This window comes from Micromonospora sp. AKA38 (assembly GCF_027925725.1).
Classification (GTDB): domain Bacteria; phylum Actinomycetota; class Actinomycetes; order Mycobacteriales; family Micromonosporaceae; genus Micromonospora.
Genome location: NZ_BNEI01000001.1, coordinates 455345 through 469953, shown reverse-complemented (window position 1 = coordinate 469953; position 14609 = coordinate 455345). Strand labels below are relative to the sequence as shown.

The window sequence follows — 14609 nt, the reverse complement described above, 5'->3', positions numbered from 1 at the left end:
CGGGGGCGAGCGTGGCGAGCAGGCCCGACAGGTGGACGGCGACGCGTCCGCCGAGCTCCCCGCGCCCCCGAGCTGCGCTCGGTGGCGTTCGTCGGGGGGAACGGCTCCGGCAAGTCCACGCTCGCCACCATGATCGCCACTCTGCGTACGCCCACCGCCGGCACCATCCGCTACGACGACCGGTCGCGCGACGACTGGGACACCGACGCGCTGCGGTCCCGGATCGGGCAGGGCCTCTCCGGCGGGCAGTGGCAGCGCATCACCGCCGCCCGCGGGTTCCTGCGCGACGCCGACGTGCTCATCATGGACGAGCCGTCCTCCGCGCTCGACCCCCGCGCACCCTCCAGGCCGCCGGCTACGACACCGCCACGCCGGCCACGACGCTTCCCCGTCAGCCCTCCTCCGCCTGACGGGGTCCCGCCGACGCCACGTGGCACGGAATGGGCATGGTCCGCTGCGGTGCCGGCGGAAAATGCAGCTCCGCCCCGCCTCGACCACAAACGCCGACCCGGGTAGCGGCCACTTACGCACTGACCTGCGCCGATGCCTGGCGCACCCAACGGTGGGCCGGCCGCAACCGAGCAACATCAACTCGGTGAATCACGAGATCAACTCGAAGCACGTCCACGGATGTGGTTAAGATCGTCGCCTGTCCCGTTGACGGCATTCCCGTTGATGGCAGTCCCGACCATCGGACGCAGGCGCAGGAAATTTGGTCTCATCGGTCATTTCCCATCGACCATCGGGCATGAGTGGCCTTGTCACGAGCCTGCATTTACCGAAGTCGGTAAAGATCCTTGGCACCGTCTAGAGAACTGGAGCATGCGTGTCTTCCATGAACAGAAGGAAGCTGATCGCGCTCGGGGCCGGCGCGGTCGCCGCGGCGGCGACCGGCACCGCGGCGCAGGCCGCACCGTCCACCGACGGTGCGCGGATCGCCGCTCCGTCCGCCGCCGACCTCGCAGCCTCCCTTCCCGGAGGGTTCACGAGCAGGTACGCGGACGTCAACGGAATCCGGCTGCACTACGTCGCCGGCGGGCGCGGGGAACCCCTGATCCTGCTGCACGGCTGGCCGCAGACGTGGTGGGAGTACCACAAGGTGATGCCCGCGCTGGCCACCCGGTACCGGGTGATCGCCGTCGACCTGCGCGGCGCCGGCAACTCCAGCAAGCCCGCGTCCGGGTACGACAAGAAGACCATGGCGGCTGACATCGCGGCGCTGGCCGGGGCGTTGGGCTACGCCAAGGTGAACGTCGTGGGTCACGACATGGGGTCGATGGTCGCCTACAGCATGGCGGCGAACCACCCCTCGGTCATCAACAAGATCGCCATGCTGGACGTGGACCACCCGAACAGCAGCTACTACGAGTTCCGCATGCTGCCGGCGCCGGGTGCCCCGTTCCACCCCTGGTGGTTCGCCTTCAACCAGGTGTCGCAACTGCCGGAGCAGCTCATCACCGGCCGGTCCCGGTTCCTCGTCGACTGGATGTTCGACAATCTCCTGGTCAACAAGGCCGCGATCAACGATTTCGACCGGGCCGTCTACGCCCTGGCCTATTCGACCCCGGACGCCATTCGGGGCGGCAACGGCTGGTACAAGGCACTGGGCCAGGACATTCTCGACAACGAGACGTACGCGCCGATCACCGCCCCGGTCCTGGGCATCGCCCACCCCATCTTCTACCCGAGCTTCGCCGCGACGCTGACCCAGCAGGCCACCAACGTGCAGCTGGTCCAGATCGACAACACCGGGCACTACTTCGTGGACGAGCAGCCGCAGGTGCTCGTCCAGCACCTGCGGGCGTTCTTCGGCTGAGCGCGTCGAGCTGAGCCGGGCTGAGGCGCCGGACGGGTGGGCGACGGACATCGCGCCGTCGCCCACCCCCCCGGCCCGTCAGCTCGCCGCGCAGGTCAACGACGGTACGCCGTTGGTGCCGCTCGACGAGCCCAGGAAGCCGAAGGTCGTGCTACCGCCGGCACTGAGCGAGCCGTTGTAGCTGACGTTGCGGGCGGTGACGGTCGAGCCGCTGCTGGTCACCGTCGCGCTCCACGCCTGCGTCACCTGCTGCCCGTTCGCGAACGTCCAGGTCACCGTCCAACCGCTGATCGCCGAGCCACCGGCGGTCACCCGCACCTCGGCCTGGAAGCCGCCCTGCCACGAACCGGTCACCGTGTACGACGCCGAACAGGACCGTCCGCTCGACGGCGGCGGGGTCGTCGGCGGCGGGGTGGTCGGCGGCGCGGTCGTCGGCGGGGTGGTGGTCGGCGGCGTCGTCGGGGTGCCACCGACGGCGCTCATGATGGCGTCGATGATGCCCTGCTGGGTGACCGCACCGCTGCTGCGGTTGAACAGCCCGAACCCGTACGCGCCGTTGTAGCCGTTGTCCCAGTAGGCGGTGGCCGCCCCGTACTTCTTGGCGGTGGACACCAGCGTGCGCGCGTAGTCCGCGCGGTACCTGTTGTTCGTCGAGTCGGCCGACGTCTTGTCGACCGAACCGTATTCACCGACGAACACCGGGTACCCACGCGAGACGAACGTGTCGCGCATCTTCTTCAGCTGGGTGTCCATGAAGTCCTGCTGGCCCCAGGTCGACTTCCGGGCCGGATTGGTGGCGGCCGGCCCCCACTGCGTGATGGTGCCGTTCTCCTCGCCGGCGAAGTCCCAGGGGTCGTAGTAGTGCACGGAGATCATGAGCCGCTGCTCGTTGGCGGGCACGGACGACGACCGGTACTGGTCCGTCGGCAGCACGAAGCCGTAGTTGCCCGCGGTGTAGTCGATGTTGGTGTTCCAGCCGGGGACGAGCAGCCAGCGCGAGGTGTTGTTCCCACCGGTCCGACGGACCGTGTCCACGAAGATCTGGTTGTAGGCGTTGATGTTCGAGTAGCACGGCTGGGTGGGATTGCCGTACTGCCCGTCGAACTCCTCGTTCATGGACTCGAGGACGAGTCGCTCGCCGTAGCTCTGGAACCTGGTCGCGACCTGCTGCCAGACCTTCTGGTACTTCTCCCTGATCGTCGTCTGGTTCGACGAGTCGCAGATCAACCACGAGCCGGTGATGGTCTTGTAGCCGTCGCCGTGCATGTTGATCAGCACGTACAGGCCACGACCGTAGGCGTAGTCGACGATCTCCTGGATCCGGTTCAGCCAGGCGGAGCTGATCGTGTAGTTCGGGGCGGCCCCGATGTTCCCCAGGTAGGAAACCGGGATGCGGATCGTCTTGAATCCCGCCGCCTTCACCCGGTCGATGAAGGCCTGCGTCACGACCGGGTTGCCCCACGCCGTCTCGCTGGGGATCCCGTTGGCGTTGGCCTCCAGGGCGTTCCCCAGATTCCAGCCCGCGCCCATGTCGGCGACGAGTTGGGTGGCGTTCAGCTGGGCGATGTTGTCCGCCGACGCGGAACTCGTCATCACGGCTGCGGATCCGGCCAGCGCCAGTACGCCGGCGACCAAGGCGAACTGAACCTTTCTGAATGTGGATTTCACGAGAATCTCCTGTCTTCGAATCAACCGTCACGCTGGGTTGTCGAAGCGATTCGACGCTATTCGATTGCCTACGCTGGCAGTCGATGGGCCGCCAAAGGATAGATGCATGTGCATGGATGGAGCAAGGACTCGACCAGCCATGAGCCGGCCACCTGCTGCGCCCTCTCCTGACGGAAACATCGACTCAGCCGGTGGAACCGCGCCCGGGACGAGGGGCGCGGTTCCACCGGCTGGTCGACCACGTCTGTCTCAGCCGTTTCCGGTGGCCTGGGGGGCCCTCGGGATCAGCCCGTGGTGCAGGAGCGGATCTGGGCTCTGGCGCTGCTGTTGCCGTTCATCATCGTGGTGAAGCCGAAGGTGTTGCCGCTGCCGTTGGACCGCATCGTCATCACGTAACCGGTGCTGTCCCAACTGGGGGAGCCGTTCCAGGTAGTGGAGATCCGCTGCGGCGCGGTCACCGCCACGACCACGGTCCAGTTGTTGGCCCCCTGAACCGTCACCGAGGTGTTGTACCGGTCACCCCAGACATTGGGGGTCGTCGCCGTTGCTGTGCACCCGCCGGTGGGCGGTGGAGTGGTCGGCGTGCCGGTCGGCGGCGGAGTGGTCGGCGGCGGAGTGCCGTCCGGGGCCACCGCTCGGCCGGTGCTCGGTGAGATCATGCCCGGACAGAGGTTGCGGCTGCTCAGGTTGGCCACGATCTGCGGAATCGCGTCGCGGGTGTTCTGAATGCCGTCGTGCATCAGGATCACCTGGCCGGCCTGGAGGCGGCTGGCGTTGGAGACGATCTGGCTGACGCTGGCGCCGTTCCAGTCCTGGGAGTCGACGTCCCAGATCACCTGGCGCAGGCCAAGCGACGTGGCGACCGACTGGAGGGTCGAGTTGGTCTCCCCGTAGGGCGGGCGGAACAACTGCGGCCGGACGCCGGTCGCCGACTGGATCGCCGAGTTGGTCTGGGAGAGGTCCGACTGCATCTGGCTCTGGCTCATCGAGGTCATGTGCGCGTGGTTCCAACTGTGGTTGGCCACCCACATGCCGGCGTCGACCTGGGCCCGCGCGGCGGACTGATTGTTCTGCACGTTCTGCCCGACGTTGAACATGGTCGCCCGTACGCCGTTCGCGCGCAGCACGGACAGCAGTGCGCCGGTGTTGCCGGTCGGCCCGTCATCGAAGGTGAGGCCGACGTACCCGTTGCAGGTGGCGGCGCTGGACGGAGTGGCGGCGACCGCGAGACCGGCGGCGCTCAGCGCCACGGTGGAGGCGAGCACGGCCAACCGGACGGTGAGACGCGATGTTCGGGGGGCGGACGGACGGCGGGAGCCGCCGATGCTGGCGTTCATGCGCAGGTCCTCCTTGGGACGGGTGACACCTGACGACGCATGGCATCAATCGACAGAAACGGATGTCACAGCGATCGGAGTATTGCAGCGGCGTTTCGGAAACGTCAATAATTTTTCCGGAAGTTTTCCGGAAGGGACCGGCCGGTCGACCGCGACCACCCAGACCGGCACACGTCCGGTGGTGTGGCGCGGACCCACAGCGCCGTCGGGTCTGAGCAGTTGGCGACCAGCGCTTCGTCGATGGCGAGATGGCCATGAGCCGGCCGGGTGCGGTGTCATGCCCGGTGTTCCTCGTCGGCTTCGAACAGGACGGACCGGATGAACGGCACGGAACCGGCATGACCGCTGCTGTACTTAGCTGCTGTACCGCACGGAAAAGGGGCCGCCTCGGCTTCCCAAAACGACCCCTGACCTGCTGTGCGCCCGAAGGGACTCGAACCCCTAACCTTCTGATCCGTAGTCAGATGCTCTATCCATTGAGCTACGGGCGCCTGGTGCTCGGCCAGTCTACACAACCGGCTTTCGCGCGGAGACTCCGGGATTCGAACCCGGGAGGGGCTTTAAAACCCCAACCGCATTAGCAGTGCGGCGCCATAGACCAGACTAGGCGAAGTCTCCTCGGTGGCCCGGAGGTCACCGCGCCCGAGAATACAGGTCCACACCCGTCGGGGGCAAAGCGGATACCGGCACCCCGCCGAACCCGCCGCGTCGTCGCCGTGTGCCAGGTCACGTCCCCGACTACGCTCCATCGATATGCAGGAGCAGCCGCCGAGCGATCCGCCCCGTCGCGAGCCCCCCGCCAAGGCCCGGCGGAGCCGCTCCCCCCGACCGACCTTCAGCCCGCCGCCGACCCCGGAACCGCCGTCGACGGACGCGGGGGACGAGACGAACCACGCGCCGCCCCGAAGGCGGGCGCGCGGGGCCGCGCCGAGCGTCCTCTTCCAGCCACCGACGCCGGCCGCCGACGTCCCGCCGGCCCCGCGTCCGCGACCGGCCACCGAGCCGGCCACGACCGGTCCCGGGACGTCGGTTGGCGAACCGGCCGCACCGAGGACCACCGATTCGGGTACGCCGGCCGCTGGCCCGGCCACGGCCGACCTCCCCGCGGCAGCCGGGACGGCCGACCCGATGCCGGCATCCGACGTGCCGGTGCGTGCGCCGGAACCGGCCGAAGGGGCGCCGGACGGCACGCCGCCCGCCACCGCCACTCCCGTGGGCGGGGCGGCCCCGAAGCGGGCGCGTCGTGCCCCCGCCGAGAAGGCCGAGAAGAAGACCGCGCCGACCGCTCGGAAGGCGCCCGCCACCAGCCGAAGGACGGCCGTCGCACCGGAGTTCACCGCGCCGGACCGGGCGGACCAGTCCCCGTCGGGCACGCCCGACACGGCGGTGGACGCGGCCGGGGCCGCCCCACGGCCGGTCCGGGCCCGACGGAGCACGAAGACCGCCCCGGCGGCGAAGACCAGCCCCACGAAGCGCGCCACCACGCCGGCGCCGACCGAGCCCGGCCCGGACGCCGCAGCCGGCGACCAGCCGAAGACACGTCCCGCCGTGCGCAAGCGCACCGGCGCCACGGCCGAACGGCCGGCCGAGCTGATCGTGGGCCCGAACGTTCCCGGCCCCGACGCGGGCCGACCCGAGCGGACCGAGCACGAGCCGACCGAGCACCAGCCGGACACGCGTACCCCGGTGGCGGGCTGGCAGGCGGTGGGGCCGCGCCTGCGCGACCACCCCGGGTTCGCGCCGGAGCTGCTGGCCCTGGCCGCGGTGGACGCGCTCGGGCCGCGGGCCCGGAGTTGGGTGGAGCAGGTCCGGTCGGCCTACCCGGCGGCGGACGCGGACGGGGTGGCCCGGCTGGCGACCCGGCGGTTCGTCCGGATGGCCGGTACGGGTGGTGCGCTGGCGGCGGGGGCGGGCGTGTTCGCGCCGGTCGCGGAGCTGGCGGCGGTGCTGTGGACGCAGGCGAACCTGGTGCTGCACGTGGCAGCCGCCTACGGGCGGGACCCGGCGCATCCGGACCGCGCGGCCGAGCTGCTGGTGCTGACGTCGGTGCACCCGGACGACGGGGCCGCGCGGGCGGCGCTGGCGGCGGCCCGGGCGGCGGACGTCCCGGCGGACGGGCCGTGGGGCCGGACCGCCGAGGCGGCCTGGCGGCTGGCCACGCCGGTGGCGGCGCAGGCGGGCGGCTGGCTCGGGTTGCGACTGGCGGCGCGGTTGTTGCCGGGCGCGGCGGTGCTGGCGGCGACGATCGGCGGTACGGCCGCGGCGGAGCGGGTCGCCGCCCGGGCGGTCGCCCGGTACCGGCGCGCCGGTCAGAGCCAGTCGAACCAGGATCTCGGCAGCAGCGCGTAGCCGACGAAGGCGACCACGTCGAGCAGCGTGTGCGCGACGATCAGCGGGGCCACCCGGCGGGTGCGCAGGTAGAACAGCCCGAAGATCACGCCCATCACCGCGTTGCCGAGGAACGCGCCGAAGCCCTGGTAGAGGTGGTAGGAGCCGCGTAGCACGGCGCTGGTGGCGACGACCGCGCCGAGCCGCCAGGTGAGCTGCCGCAGCCGGGTGATCAGGTAGCCGACCACGATCACCTCCTCCAGCACGGCGTTCTGCACGGCGGCGAGGATCAGCACCGGCACCGCCCACCACAGGTCCGGCAGCGCGGCCGGGACCAGCGTGGCGTTCACCCCGAGCTGGGCCGCCGCCCAGAACAGCGCCAGCCCGGGCAGGCCGATGAGCGCGGCCAGGCCCGCGCCCCGGGCCAGGTCCGCGCCAGGGCGGGTCAGGTCGACGCCGAGCGTCCGCGCCGGGTCGCCGGGGTCACGCGCCAGCAGGTGTACGGCGAGCAGCACCGGCAGCAGCGCGAAGACGATCCCGAGCAGTTGGTACGTGAGGTCGAGGTACGGCCGGGCCGAGGTGGACGTGTTCAGCGCGGCGGTCTGCTTCGACAACCCGCCCGACGCGGTCAGCTTCGCGATCAGCGAGACCAGCGCGTACACGGCCGACTGGCCGAGGGAGAGGCCGAGCACGAGCAGCGTCTCGGTGCCCAGCACCCGGCGGGAGACCGGCCGGGCCGGCTCGTCAACCGTCACCGGACCATGAAACCACTTCGCCGGGCAAATGAGCCGGTCGCACATTGTGTGCGACCGACATGCACGCTCCGTGGACATTCTATCCGGGCCGATCCGCCCGTCCGGAGAAGGAGCGTGCCCCTGTGGAGAACGTCGCGCGGCTGTTGAAGGAGAGCTGGGCCCTGGTCGAGGAGCACGGGGAGCGGCTCTGCGGCCACTTCTACGCCCGGATGTTCCTGCTCGACCCGGAGCTGCGCAAGCTCTTCCCGGTGCAGATGAGCGGGCAGCGCGACCGACTGCTGGAGGCGATCGTGACGGCCGCCCAGACGGCGGACGACCCGGAGGCGTTCGACGAGTACCTGCGCGGGCTGGGCCGGGACCACCGGAAGTACCACGTCACGGCCGACCACTACGCGACACTTGGCGTCGCGCTGCTGGACGGCCTGCGCACCGTCGCCGGGGACGGTTGGAGCCTGGAGTACGACCAGGCGTGGCGGGACGCGTACGCGAGCATCAGTGAGCGGATGCTCGCCGGCGCGGAGGCCGACGGGAACCCGCCGTTCTGGCACGCGGAGGTGCTGACGCACGAACGGCACGGCCCGGACACCGCGGTGCTGACCGTGCGGGCGTTGCAGGATCCGCTGAGCTGGCAGGCCGGCCAGTACGTCAGCGTGGAGGTGCCTCGCTACCTGCCGCGCACGTGGCGGACGTACTCGGTGGCGAACGCCCCGAACGAGGAGAACGTGCTGGAGTTCCACGTCCGTACGCCGGCCGGGGCCGCCGGTTGGGTGTCCGGCGCGCTGGTGCGCCGGACCAGGCCGGGTGACCTGCTGCGGCTGGCCGCGCCGATGGGCTCGATGACGCTGGACCCGGACTCCACCCGGGACATCCTCTGCGTGGCCGGCGGAGTGGGGCTGGCCCCGATCAAGGCGCTGGTGGAGGAGCTGACCCGGGTCAACCGCACCCGCTGGGTGCACGTCTTCTACGGCGCCGGCCACCCGGACGAGCTGTACGGGCTGGCCGGTCTCCAGGAGCTGGTGACGGCGCATCCCTGGCTGTCGGTGACGCCGGCGTGCAGCGCCGACCCGGACTTCGCCGGGGAACTCGGCGACGTCTCCGAGGTGGTCACCCGGTACGGCCCCTGGACCACGCACGACTGTTACGTCTCCGGCTCGGCCGCCATGGTCCGGGCGACCCTGCGGGCGCTCGCCGCCGACGACGTCCCGCCGGACCACATCCGTTACGACACGTTCGGCACCCTGTAGAGCCATCCTCCCCCCACGCCGGGTCGCGTGCCCCCGCCCCCTGGGGCACGCGACCCGGCCCCCCGTTTCCCGGTACGCGGGCCAGGCGGCAACCAGCCCGCGTGCCGGAGCCCTTCTCAGTAGCGCCAGGGGGTGCCGGTCTCGCGGTACTCCTCCACCGGCACCAGGGGCACGCCCGGTGCCATCCGGTCGACGTAGAGCCGCCCCTCCAGGTGGTCGATCTCGTGCGCGACCAGGCGCGCCATCGCGTATTCGAAGGACGTGATGACGCGGCTGCCGTCCCACTGGGCGTGTTCCACGTCGATCCGCAGCGGCCGGGGCACCAGGCCGCGGTGGTCGAAGAAGGAGAGGCAGCCCTCGTACTGCTCGTCGGTCTCGGTGGTGGCGTCCACCACCCGGGGGTTGAGCAGCACGACCGGCTCGGCCGCCCGGTCGGCGGGGCGGACCAGCGCGGCGGCCCAGCCGATCCCGAGTTGCGGTGCGGCCAGGCCGACGCCCTTGCTGAACGGGTGCAGCTCGTCGAGGCGGGCCAGCATGCCGGCGAGCCGGTCGACCACCTGCCGGGCGTGCCGTTCCTCGGCCGGCAGGTCGAACTGGCGGGCGGGCTGCCGGAGCAGGTCGTCGCCGCGTTGCACGATGCCGACCGCGCGCATCCGGTCGCTGGCGCGCACCCGGGTCTCCCCGGCGGGCGTGCTGTCCGGTTCGGTGTCCGGCGCGGGGCTGCGGAACCGCCACTGCATCCGGTAGCGGGCGTTCAGCGGCGGGTCGTCGGTCCCCCACTCGTAGATCACCCGGTCGGCGTCCCGGGTCTGCTGGATCGGGGTCCGCAGCGGGCCCTCCTCCGCCGACAGCGAGGTCTCCGCGCCCCACACCTTGGGGTCGAGGTCCGCCGGCAGGTCGAGGCGCACCGCGAGGTGCCGGGTGGGCAGGCGTACGGCGCGCTGGAACCAGGGGCCCCACTTGTCCCGTCCGACGCGGTAGGCATACTCGATGGTGACCCGGTCGCCCGGGTAGAGCGGGAAGCGTCCCTCGTCGTTCTCGAAGAGCAGCCAGATCTCCTTGAACGCGTCCCGGTCGTGCTTGGCCCGCCAGTGCATCGGCTCGCGTCCGCTGCCGTCGTCCCGGTACGCGGTGAGTTGCAGCTCGGCGAACGTGAGCGGGTGCTCGCGGTGGTGCCGGTTGGAGCGGCCCGGGTCGTTCGGGTAGCGGTCGACGGCGACCCGGACGAGGTAGCGGGTGACCGGTTCGGTGCCGGCGTTGTACAGCTCCCGCCGGATCGTGCAGTGGTAGCTGTCGCCGGTGTGGGTGAGCGTGGCGACCTCGCGTTCCACCACGAGGCCGGTGCCGGGGGGCAGCCACTGGCCGGGGACGGGCGGATCGCGGTGCGTCCCGGTGACCCGGCTGTGCCGCAGCTCGTCGTACTCCCGGAAGCGCTGCCAGATCGCGCCGCTGGCCTCCAGGACGGCCTCGGCCCGGCGGGCGAAGTCCTCGGTGGGCCGGTGCCGGCGGCCTTCGACGTGGCTGACGTAGGACGGGTCGAAGCCCATCAGCGTCGCCAGCTGCTTCTTGGACAGCCCTCGGCCGGTGCGGTGCCGGGCGAGCTCGACCGCGAAGGACTCGGCGGCACGCTCGATCGGTGAGGTCATCAGCTTCCTCGTACGCGGGAAGACCATCTTCACGTTTCGTGGCCGAACGTGTACGGAAACTGCCTCGTATTCGACACTCGTCTTGACAATTCAACGTCAGGCGTCGATGCTTGCGCGGCCCGACCAGCCCTCCTGCCGGCGTTTTCCGCCCACCCCGCCGGGTAGTACACGACGGCGACGGAGTGACCGGGACCTCCCCACCAAGCCCGTGGTGCCACTTCCCTCCGTCGGGGAGTGTGGTTAGGCTAGCCTTAGCTTCGGTCGACGGCACGCGCCGGCCGACGGGCTACCGGACGGGGGACGGCCAGGTGACTGCGGTGATGCCGGGGCGCGACGTCGCCACCCCGTTCGCCCCGGTGACCGCGACGCTGCGCGCCATGTTCGGCACCGACGACCTGCCCGGTCTCGCGCCCGGCCTGCTGGTCCGCGACGAGCTGGACCGCTGGGCCCCGGCCACCCGCCTGATCGACGGCACCCTGCTCCCCGGCTTCCTGGCCGCCGCCGGCCGGCGCTGGGGCGGCACCCCGCACGCCTGCGCCGCGCTCGCCTGGAAGTCCTACAGCTACTGGACCGCGCTGCCGGCCGTGCTCGGCTGGGCCTCGGCGCGGCGGGTGCCGCTGCTCGATCCCGCCGACGTGCTGGTGCACTTCGAGGACCACCACCAGTTGCTCACGCTGGGGCTGCGCGGCTCCACCGCGGTGGCCGTGCTGCCCGGCGACCCGCTGGCGCTGGCCGGCGCGCCGGGCGTCCGGGTCGTCGCCGACGAGGCGGCACTGCTCGGCGCGCTGCGCGCGACGCTGCTCGACGCGCACTTCGCCCCGCTGATCACCGCCATCCAGCGCGAGGTCCGGATCGGCACCCGTACGCTGCTCGGCTCGGTGGCCTCCGGCATCGCGCACGGCCTGCTGCGGGCGGCGGACGCGCTGCCCGGCCCGACCACGGCGGCCGTCGGCACGCTGCTCGACGCGCTCGACCTGGCCGACCTGGTCGAGCTGGTGCCCGGCCCGACCGGCGAGCCGACCGTGCAGCGGCGCACCTGCTGCCTGGCCTTCACGCTGCCCCGGCCGAAGGTCTGCCAGGGCTGCTGCGTCCGCTGACCGTCGGTCAGTCGACGAGCGGGCGCACGTCCCACAGCCAGACCCCGCCGGTACGCGTCGGAGCGATCCCGGTCAGCTCGGTCATCGCCCGGCGCAGCGACTCGGCCGGCCGCAGCCGGGGGTCGAGGATCACCGCCCCGGCCCGCCAGTGACGCAGGTCGTCCACGGCGGCCACCCGGTCCTGCGGAGTGATCGGCGGCACCGCGTCGGTACGCCGTACCGTCTCGAAGAACGTGCTGGTGGGGCGCGGCGGCGCGGTGAAGAGCGCGACCCGGTCGGCGCCCGGTCGGGTGTCCGGATAGAGGAAGTAGCCCCGGGCCAGCGGCATGTCCAGCCGGGTCTCGGCGGACCAGCGCAGCGGGACCGCGTAGGTGGTGTCGGGCAGCGGGAGCGTGACGATGCTCCGCCCACCCGCCACGTAGGGCCGCCACGCCCCGGAGGTGACGAACGCCGGGGTCGGGTCCAGCCGCGTCGCGGGCAGCGGGGTGGGCAGGATCGGCAGCAGCGCCATGGCGAGCACGGTGCCGGTGGCGAACCGGAGCTGTCCTCGGGCGGCCGGGTGCCGGTTGGCCAGCCGCCGGACCCGTTCGACGCCGAGCGCGAGCAGCACGCCGATGATCGGGGTGAGCGCGAGCGACCAGCGGGTGGGCACCACCGCGTGCAGGACCGGCAGGTTCTCCAGCGCGGCCCACGGCCCGGGGATGCCGGTCTCCCGCCCGTCGAACCGGATGTCCCGGCCGAGCGAGAAGAGACCGAACACCACGGCGACCGCGGCCAGCCCGAGCACCAGCGCGTCCCGGCGCAGCCACCAGACCAGCGCGACCACCAGCACCACGAGCGGCCAGCCGAAGAACGCGTTCTCCTCGGTGGCGTTCTTGACCAGCGGCGCGCTGCCCCGGGCGTCGCCGGCCACCGACTCCCGGGACCAGGCCAGGTAGGCGGCGAGGTCGGTGGAGTAGCCCCGGATCAGCGTGGAGAGCCCGGAGTACGCGCCGGGGCCGGCGAACTGCACGCGCAGCGGGTACGCGAGCAGCGCCCCGGCCACGACGGCGGCCACCCCGAGCCCGGCCGCGAACGGCCGGGCCGCCGACCGCAGCGCGGGCCGGCCGAGCACGAGCGCCAGCACCACGCCACCCAGGCCGAGCGCGGTCATCAGCAGGATCTCCAGGTTGAGGAACGCCTGCCAGACGATCACCAGGCCGAGCAGTGACCCGTTGCGCAGCCAGCGGCCGGGCTGCGCCAGCCGGAGCGTCCGCCAGACGATCAGCGGCACCACGAACTGGCTGACGATGTTGGGGTGGGCGTTCGCGTGCGACACCATGGCCGGCGCGAACGCGCAGAAGCCGGCGCCCAGCCAGGCCGGCCCCCGGGCGCCGACGACCACCCGGGAGAGCAGGAAATACCAGGCGGCGCCGGTGGCGGCCAGACCGAGCGTGAGAAAAACGAGGAACGACCATCGCGGCCCGAACCACACCGTTATCGGCGACAGGGGCAAGGAAACGGATAATACGGACGTGTTCCCCATGAGATTGACGGCGTCCGGCACATTCATCCGATCCGAGGTGAACGGATAGGCGAAATGAGTGACCACGCGCGCACCGTGTGCCATCATCCATTCGAACTGCGCCTGGTCGGTGCGATTGTCCCGTACGCCGTTGGCCGGATCGATCCAGAGCCGGGCGGTCACCCAGAGCGCGAGCAGCACGAAGCTCAGCACGGCGAGGGCGTCGGTCCACCGTCCTCGCCGTGGGTCCACGCCCGGCTGGGGAGTAGTCATGACATTTCAGAGCGTAGTCATTGTATGACGGCCAGGTGACATATTCCTGGGACTCGCGTACTATGTGCCGGGTTCGCCGACCGCCGATCACGTGCCCCACCCGACCGCAATTCGGCCAGCGCGGTGCCCCGATTTTCCCGCCGGCCATTCAGATGGTTGACTCTGAACGGTCCAGGCGCGGGTCAGTCATATCGTGAGGAATCGACGCATGGCAGAAATCACTGGGGATCAGCGCGTCCAGGCGGAGGTGCTCGAAGGCCTGGCCACGGCGGTCAACCACCGGCGGTGGTTCGTCGAACTGGCCGTGCCCTACCTCGGTGACAACCCCATCGAGATCGGCAGCGGCCTCGGCGACTACGCACTCGCGTGGTCCGAGCACATCCCCCGCATCACGGCCACCGAGGCCGACCCGGACCGGCTGGTCAAGCTCAAGGAGCGGCTGTCCGAGCACCCCGGCGTCGAGGTCCGGCAGATGCTGTTGCCGCACACCGAGCGGGGCGACTACAGCGCCGCCGTGTCGTACAACGTGCTGGAGCACATCGACGACCACGTGGGCGCGCTGCGCAGCATGCGCGACCTGGTCCGGCCCGGCGGCGCGGTGATCATCATCGTGCCGGCGTTCCAGTTCGCCATGGGCCCCGCCGACATCGCGACCGGCCACGTGCGGCGCTACACCAAGAAGACGCTCGCCACCGCGATGACCGACGCCGGCCTCACCGTGGAGAAGATCCACTACGCGAACGCGCTCGGCCTGATCGGCTACTTCATGGCCACCAAGGTCTTCCGGCTGATGCCGAAGGAGGGCCCGATGGTGAAGGTCTACGACACGCTGGTGCTGCCCGCCACCAAGGCCGCCGAGCAGCGTATCCGCCCCCCGTTCGGCCAGTCCGTCTTCGCCGTGGCCCGGGTGTGAGGCGGGGCCCCCTCTTAACGCCTCAGGT

The 14609-nt window shown here is 71.3% G+C and carries 10 protein-coding genes, 2 tRNA genes and 1 pseudogene; 6 read left to right on the top strand and 7 right to left on the bottom strand.

Annotated features, from left to right (window positions below):
• Positions 1 to 75: 75 nt before the first annotated feature.
• Positions 76 to 339 (top strand): annotated as a pseudogene (locus TPA0908_RS02265) (ATP-binding cassette domain-containing protein); the annotation flags it as partial.
• 496 nt (positions 340 to 835) lie between these two features.
• Entirely contained in the window at positions 836 to 1816 is a 981-nt protein-coding gene (locus TPA0908_RS02260; RefSeq protein WP_281934172.1) for an alpha/beta fold hydrolase, read from the top strand.
• 78 nt (positions 1817 to 1894) lie between these two features.
• Here the strand turns inward: TPA0908_RS02260 and TPA0908_RS02255 are convergent, their stop codons facing one another.
• The 4 genes from TPA0908_RS02255 to TPA0908_RS02240 form a co-directional block, all read right to left on the bottom strand.
• Entirely contained in the window at positions 1895 to 3484 is a 1590-nt protein-coding gene (locus TPA0908_RS02255; protein ID WP_281934170.1) for a cellulase family glycosylhydrolase, read from the bottom strand.
• Positions 3485 to 3768: 284 nt separating this feature from the next.
• A complete protein-coding gene (locus TPA0908_RS02250; RefSeq protein WP_281934168.1) occupies positions 3769 to 4821 on the bottom strand; it encodes a polysaccharide deacetylase family protein in 1053 nt (350 codons plus the stop codon).
• Between the two features lie 418 nt (positions 4822 to 5239).
• Positions 5240 to 5312, bottom strand: a tRNA-Arg gene (locus TPA0908_RS02245).
• Between the two features lie 36 nt (positions 5313 to 5348).
• Positions 5349 to 5439: transfer RNA gene (locus TPA0908_RS02240), tRNA-Ser, on the bottom strand.
• A gap of 510 nt (positions 5440 to 5949) precedes the next feature.
• Here TPA0908_RS02240 and TPA0908_RS02235 point away from each other — a divergent pair.
• On the top strand, positions 5950 to 7170 hold the full coding sequence (locus TPA0908_RS02235) for a hypothetical protein (RefSeq protein WP_281934166.1): 1221 nt from the start codon (positions 5950 to 5952) through the stop codon (positions 7168 to 7170).
• Here TPA0908_RS02235 and TPA0908_RS02230 read toward each other — a convergent pair.
• Positions 7131 to 7904, bottom strand: a complete 774-nt coding sequence (locus tag TPA0908_RS02230; RefSeq protein ID WP_281934165.1) for a CPBP family intramembrane glutamic endopeptidase — start codon at positions 7902 to 7904, stop codon at positions 7131 to 7133. The genes TPA0908_RS02235 and TPA0908_RS02230 overlap by 40 nt on opposite strands.
• Positions 7905 to 8026: 122 nt before the next feature.
• Between TPA0908_RS02230 and TPA0908_RS02225 the strand changes: the two genes are divergently transcribed.
• On the top strand, positions 8027 to 9148 hold the full coding sequence (locus tag TPA0908_RS02225) for a globin domain-containing protein (protein WP_281934163.1): 1122 nt from the start codon (positions 8027 to 8029) through the stop codon (positions 9146 to 9148).
• A 116-nt stretch (positions 9149 to 9264) separates the two neighbouring features.
• Here TPA0908_RS02225 and TPA0908_RS02220 read toward each other — a convergent pair whose 3' ends face one another.
• Positions 9265 to 10797 carry a peptide deformylase gene (locus TPA0908_RS02220; RefSeq protein WP_281934646.1) on the bottom strand — a complete coding sequence of 511 codons (1533 nt, stop codon included), beginning with the start codon at positions 10795 to 10797 and terminating at the stop codon, positions 9265 to 9267.
• 317 nt (positions 10798 to 11114) lie between these two features.
• Here TPA0908_RS02220 and TPA0908_RS02215 point away from each other — a divergent pair, with 317 nt between their 5' ends.
• On the top strand, positions 11115 to 11891 hold the full coding sequence (locus TPA0908_RS02215; protein ID WP_281934645.1) for an IucA/IucC family C-terminal-domain containing protein: 777 nt from the start codon (positions 11115 to 11117) through the stop codon (positions 11889 to 11891).
• A gap of 7 nt (positions 11892 to 11898) precedes the next feature.
• On the opposite strand, the gene TPA0908_RS02210 is transcribed toward TPA0908_RS02215, so the two are convergent.
• On the bottom strand, positions 11899 to 13668 hold the full coding sequence (locus tag TPA0908_RS02210) for a hypothetical protein (protein ID WP_281934161.1): 1770 nt from the start codon (positions 13666 to 13668) through the stop codon (positions 11899 to 11901).
• 208 nt (positions 13669 to 13876) lie between these two features.
• On the opposite strand from TPA0908_RS02210, the gene TPA0908_RS02205 reads away from it, so the two are divergent.
• Positions 13877 to 14581: a class I SAM-dependent methyltransferase gene (locus TPA0908_RS02205; RefSeq protein ID WP_107156514.1), complete on the top strand. Its 705-nt coding sequence runs from the start codon at positions 13877 to 13879 to the stop codon at positions 14579 to 14581.
• The last annotated feature ends 28 nt before the right edge of the window (positions 14582 to 14609 follow it).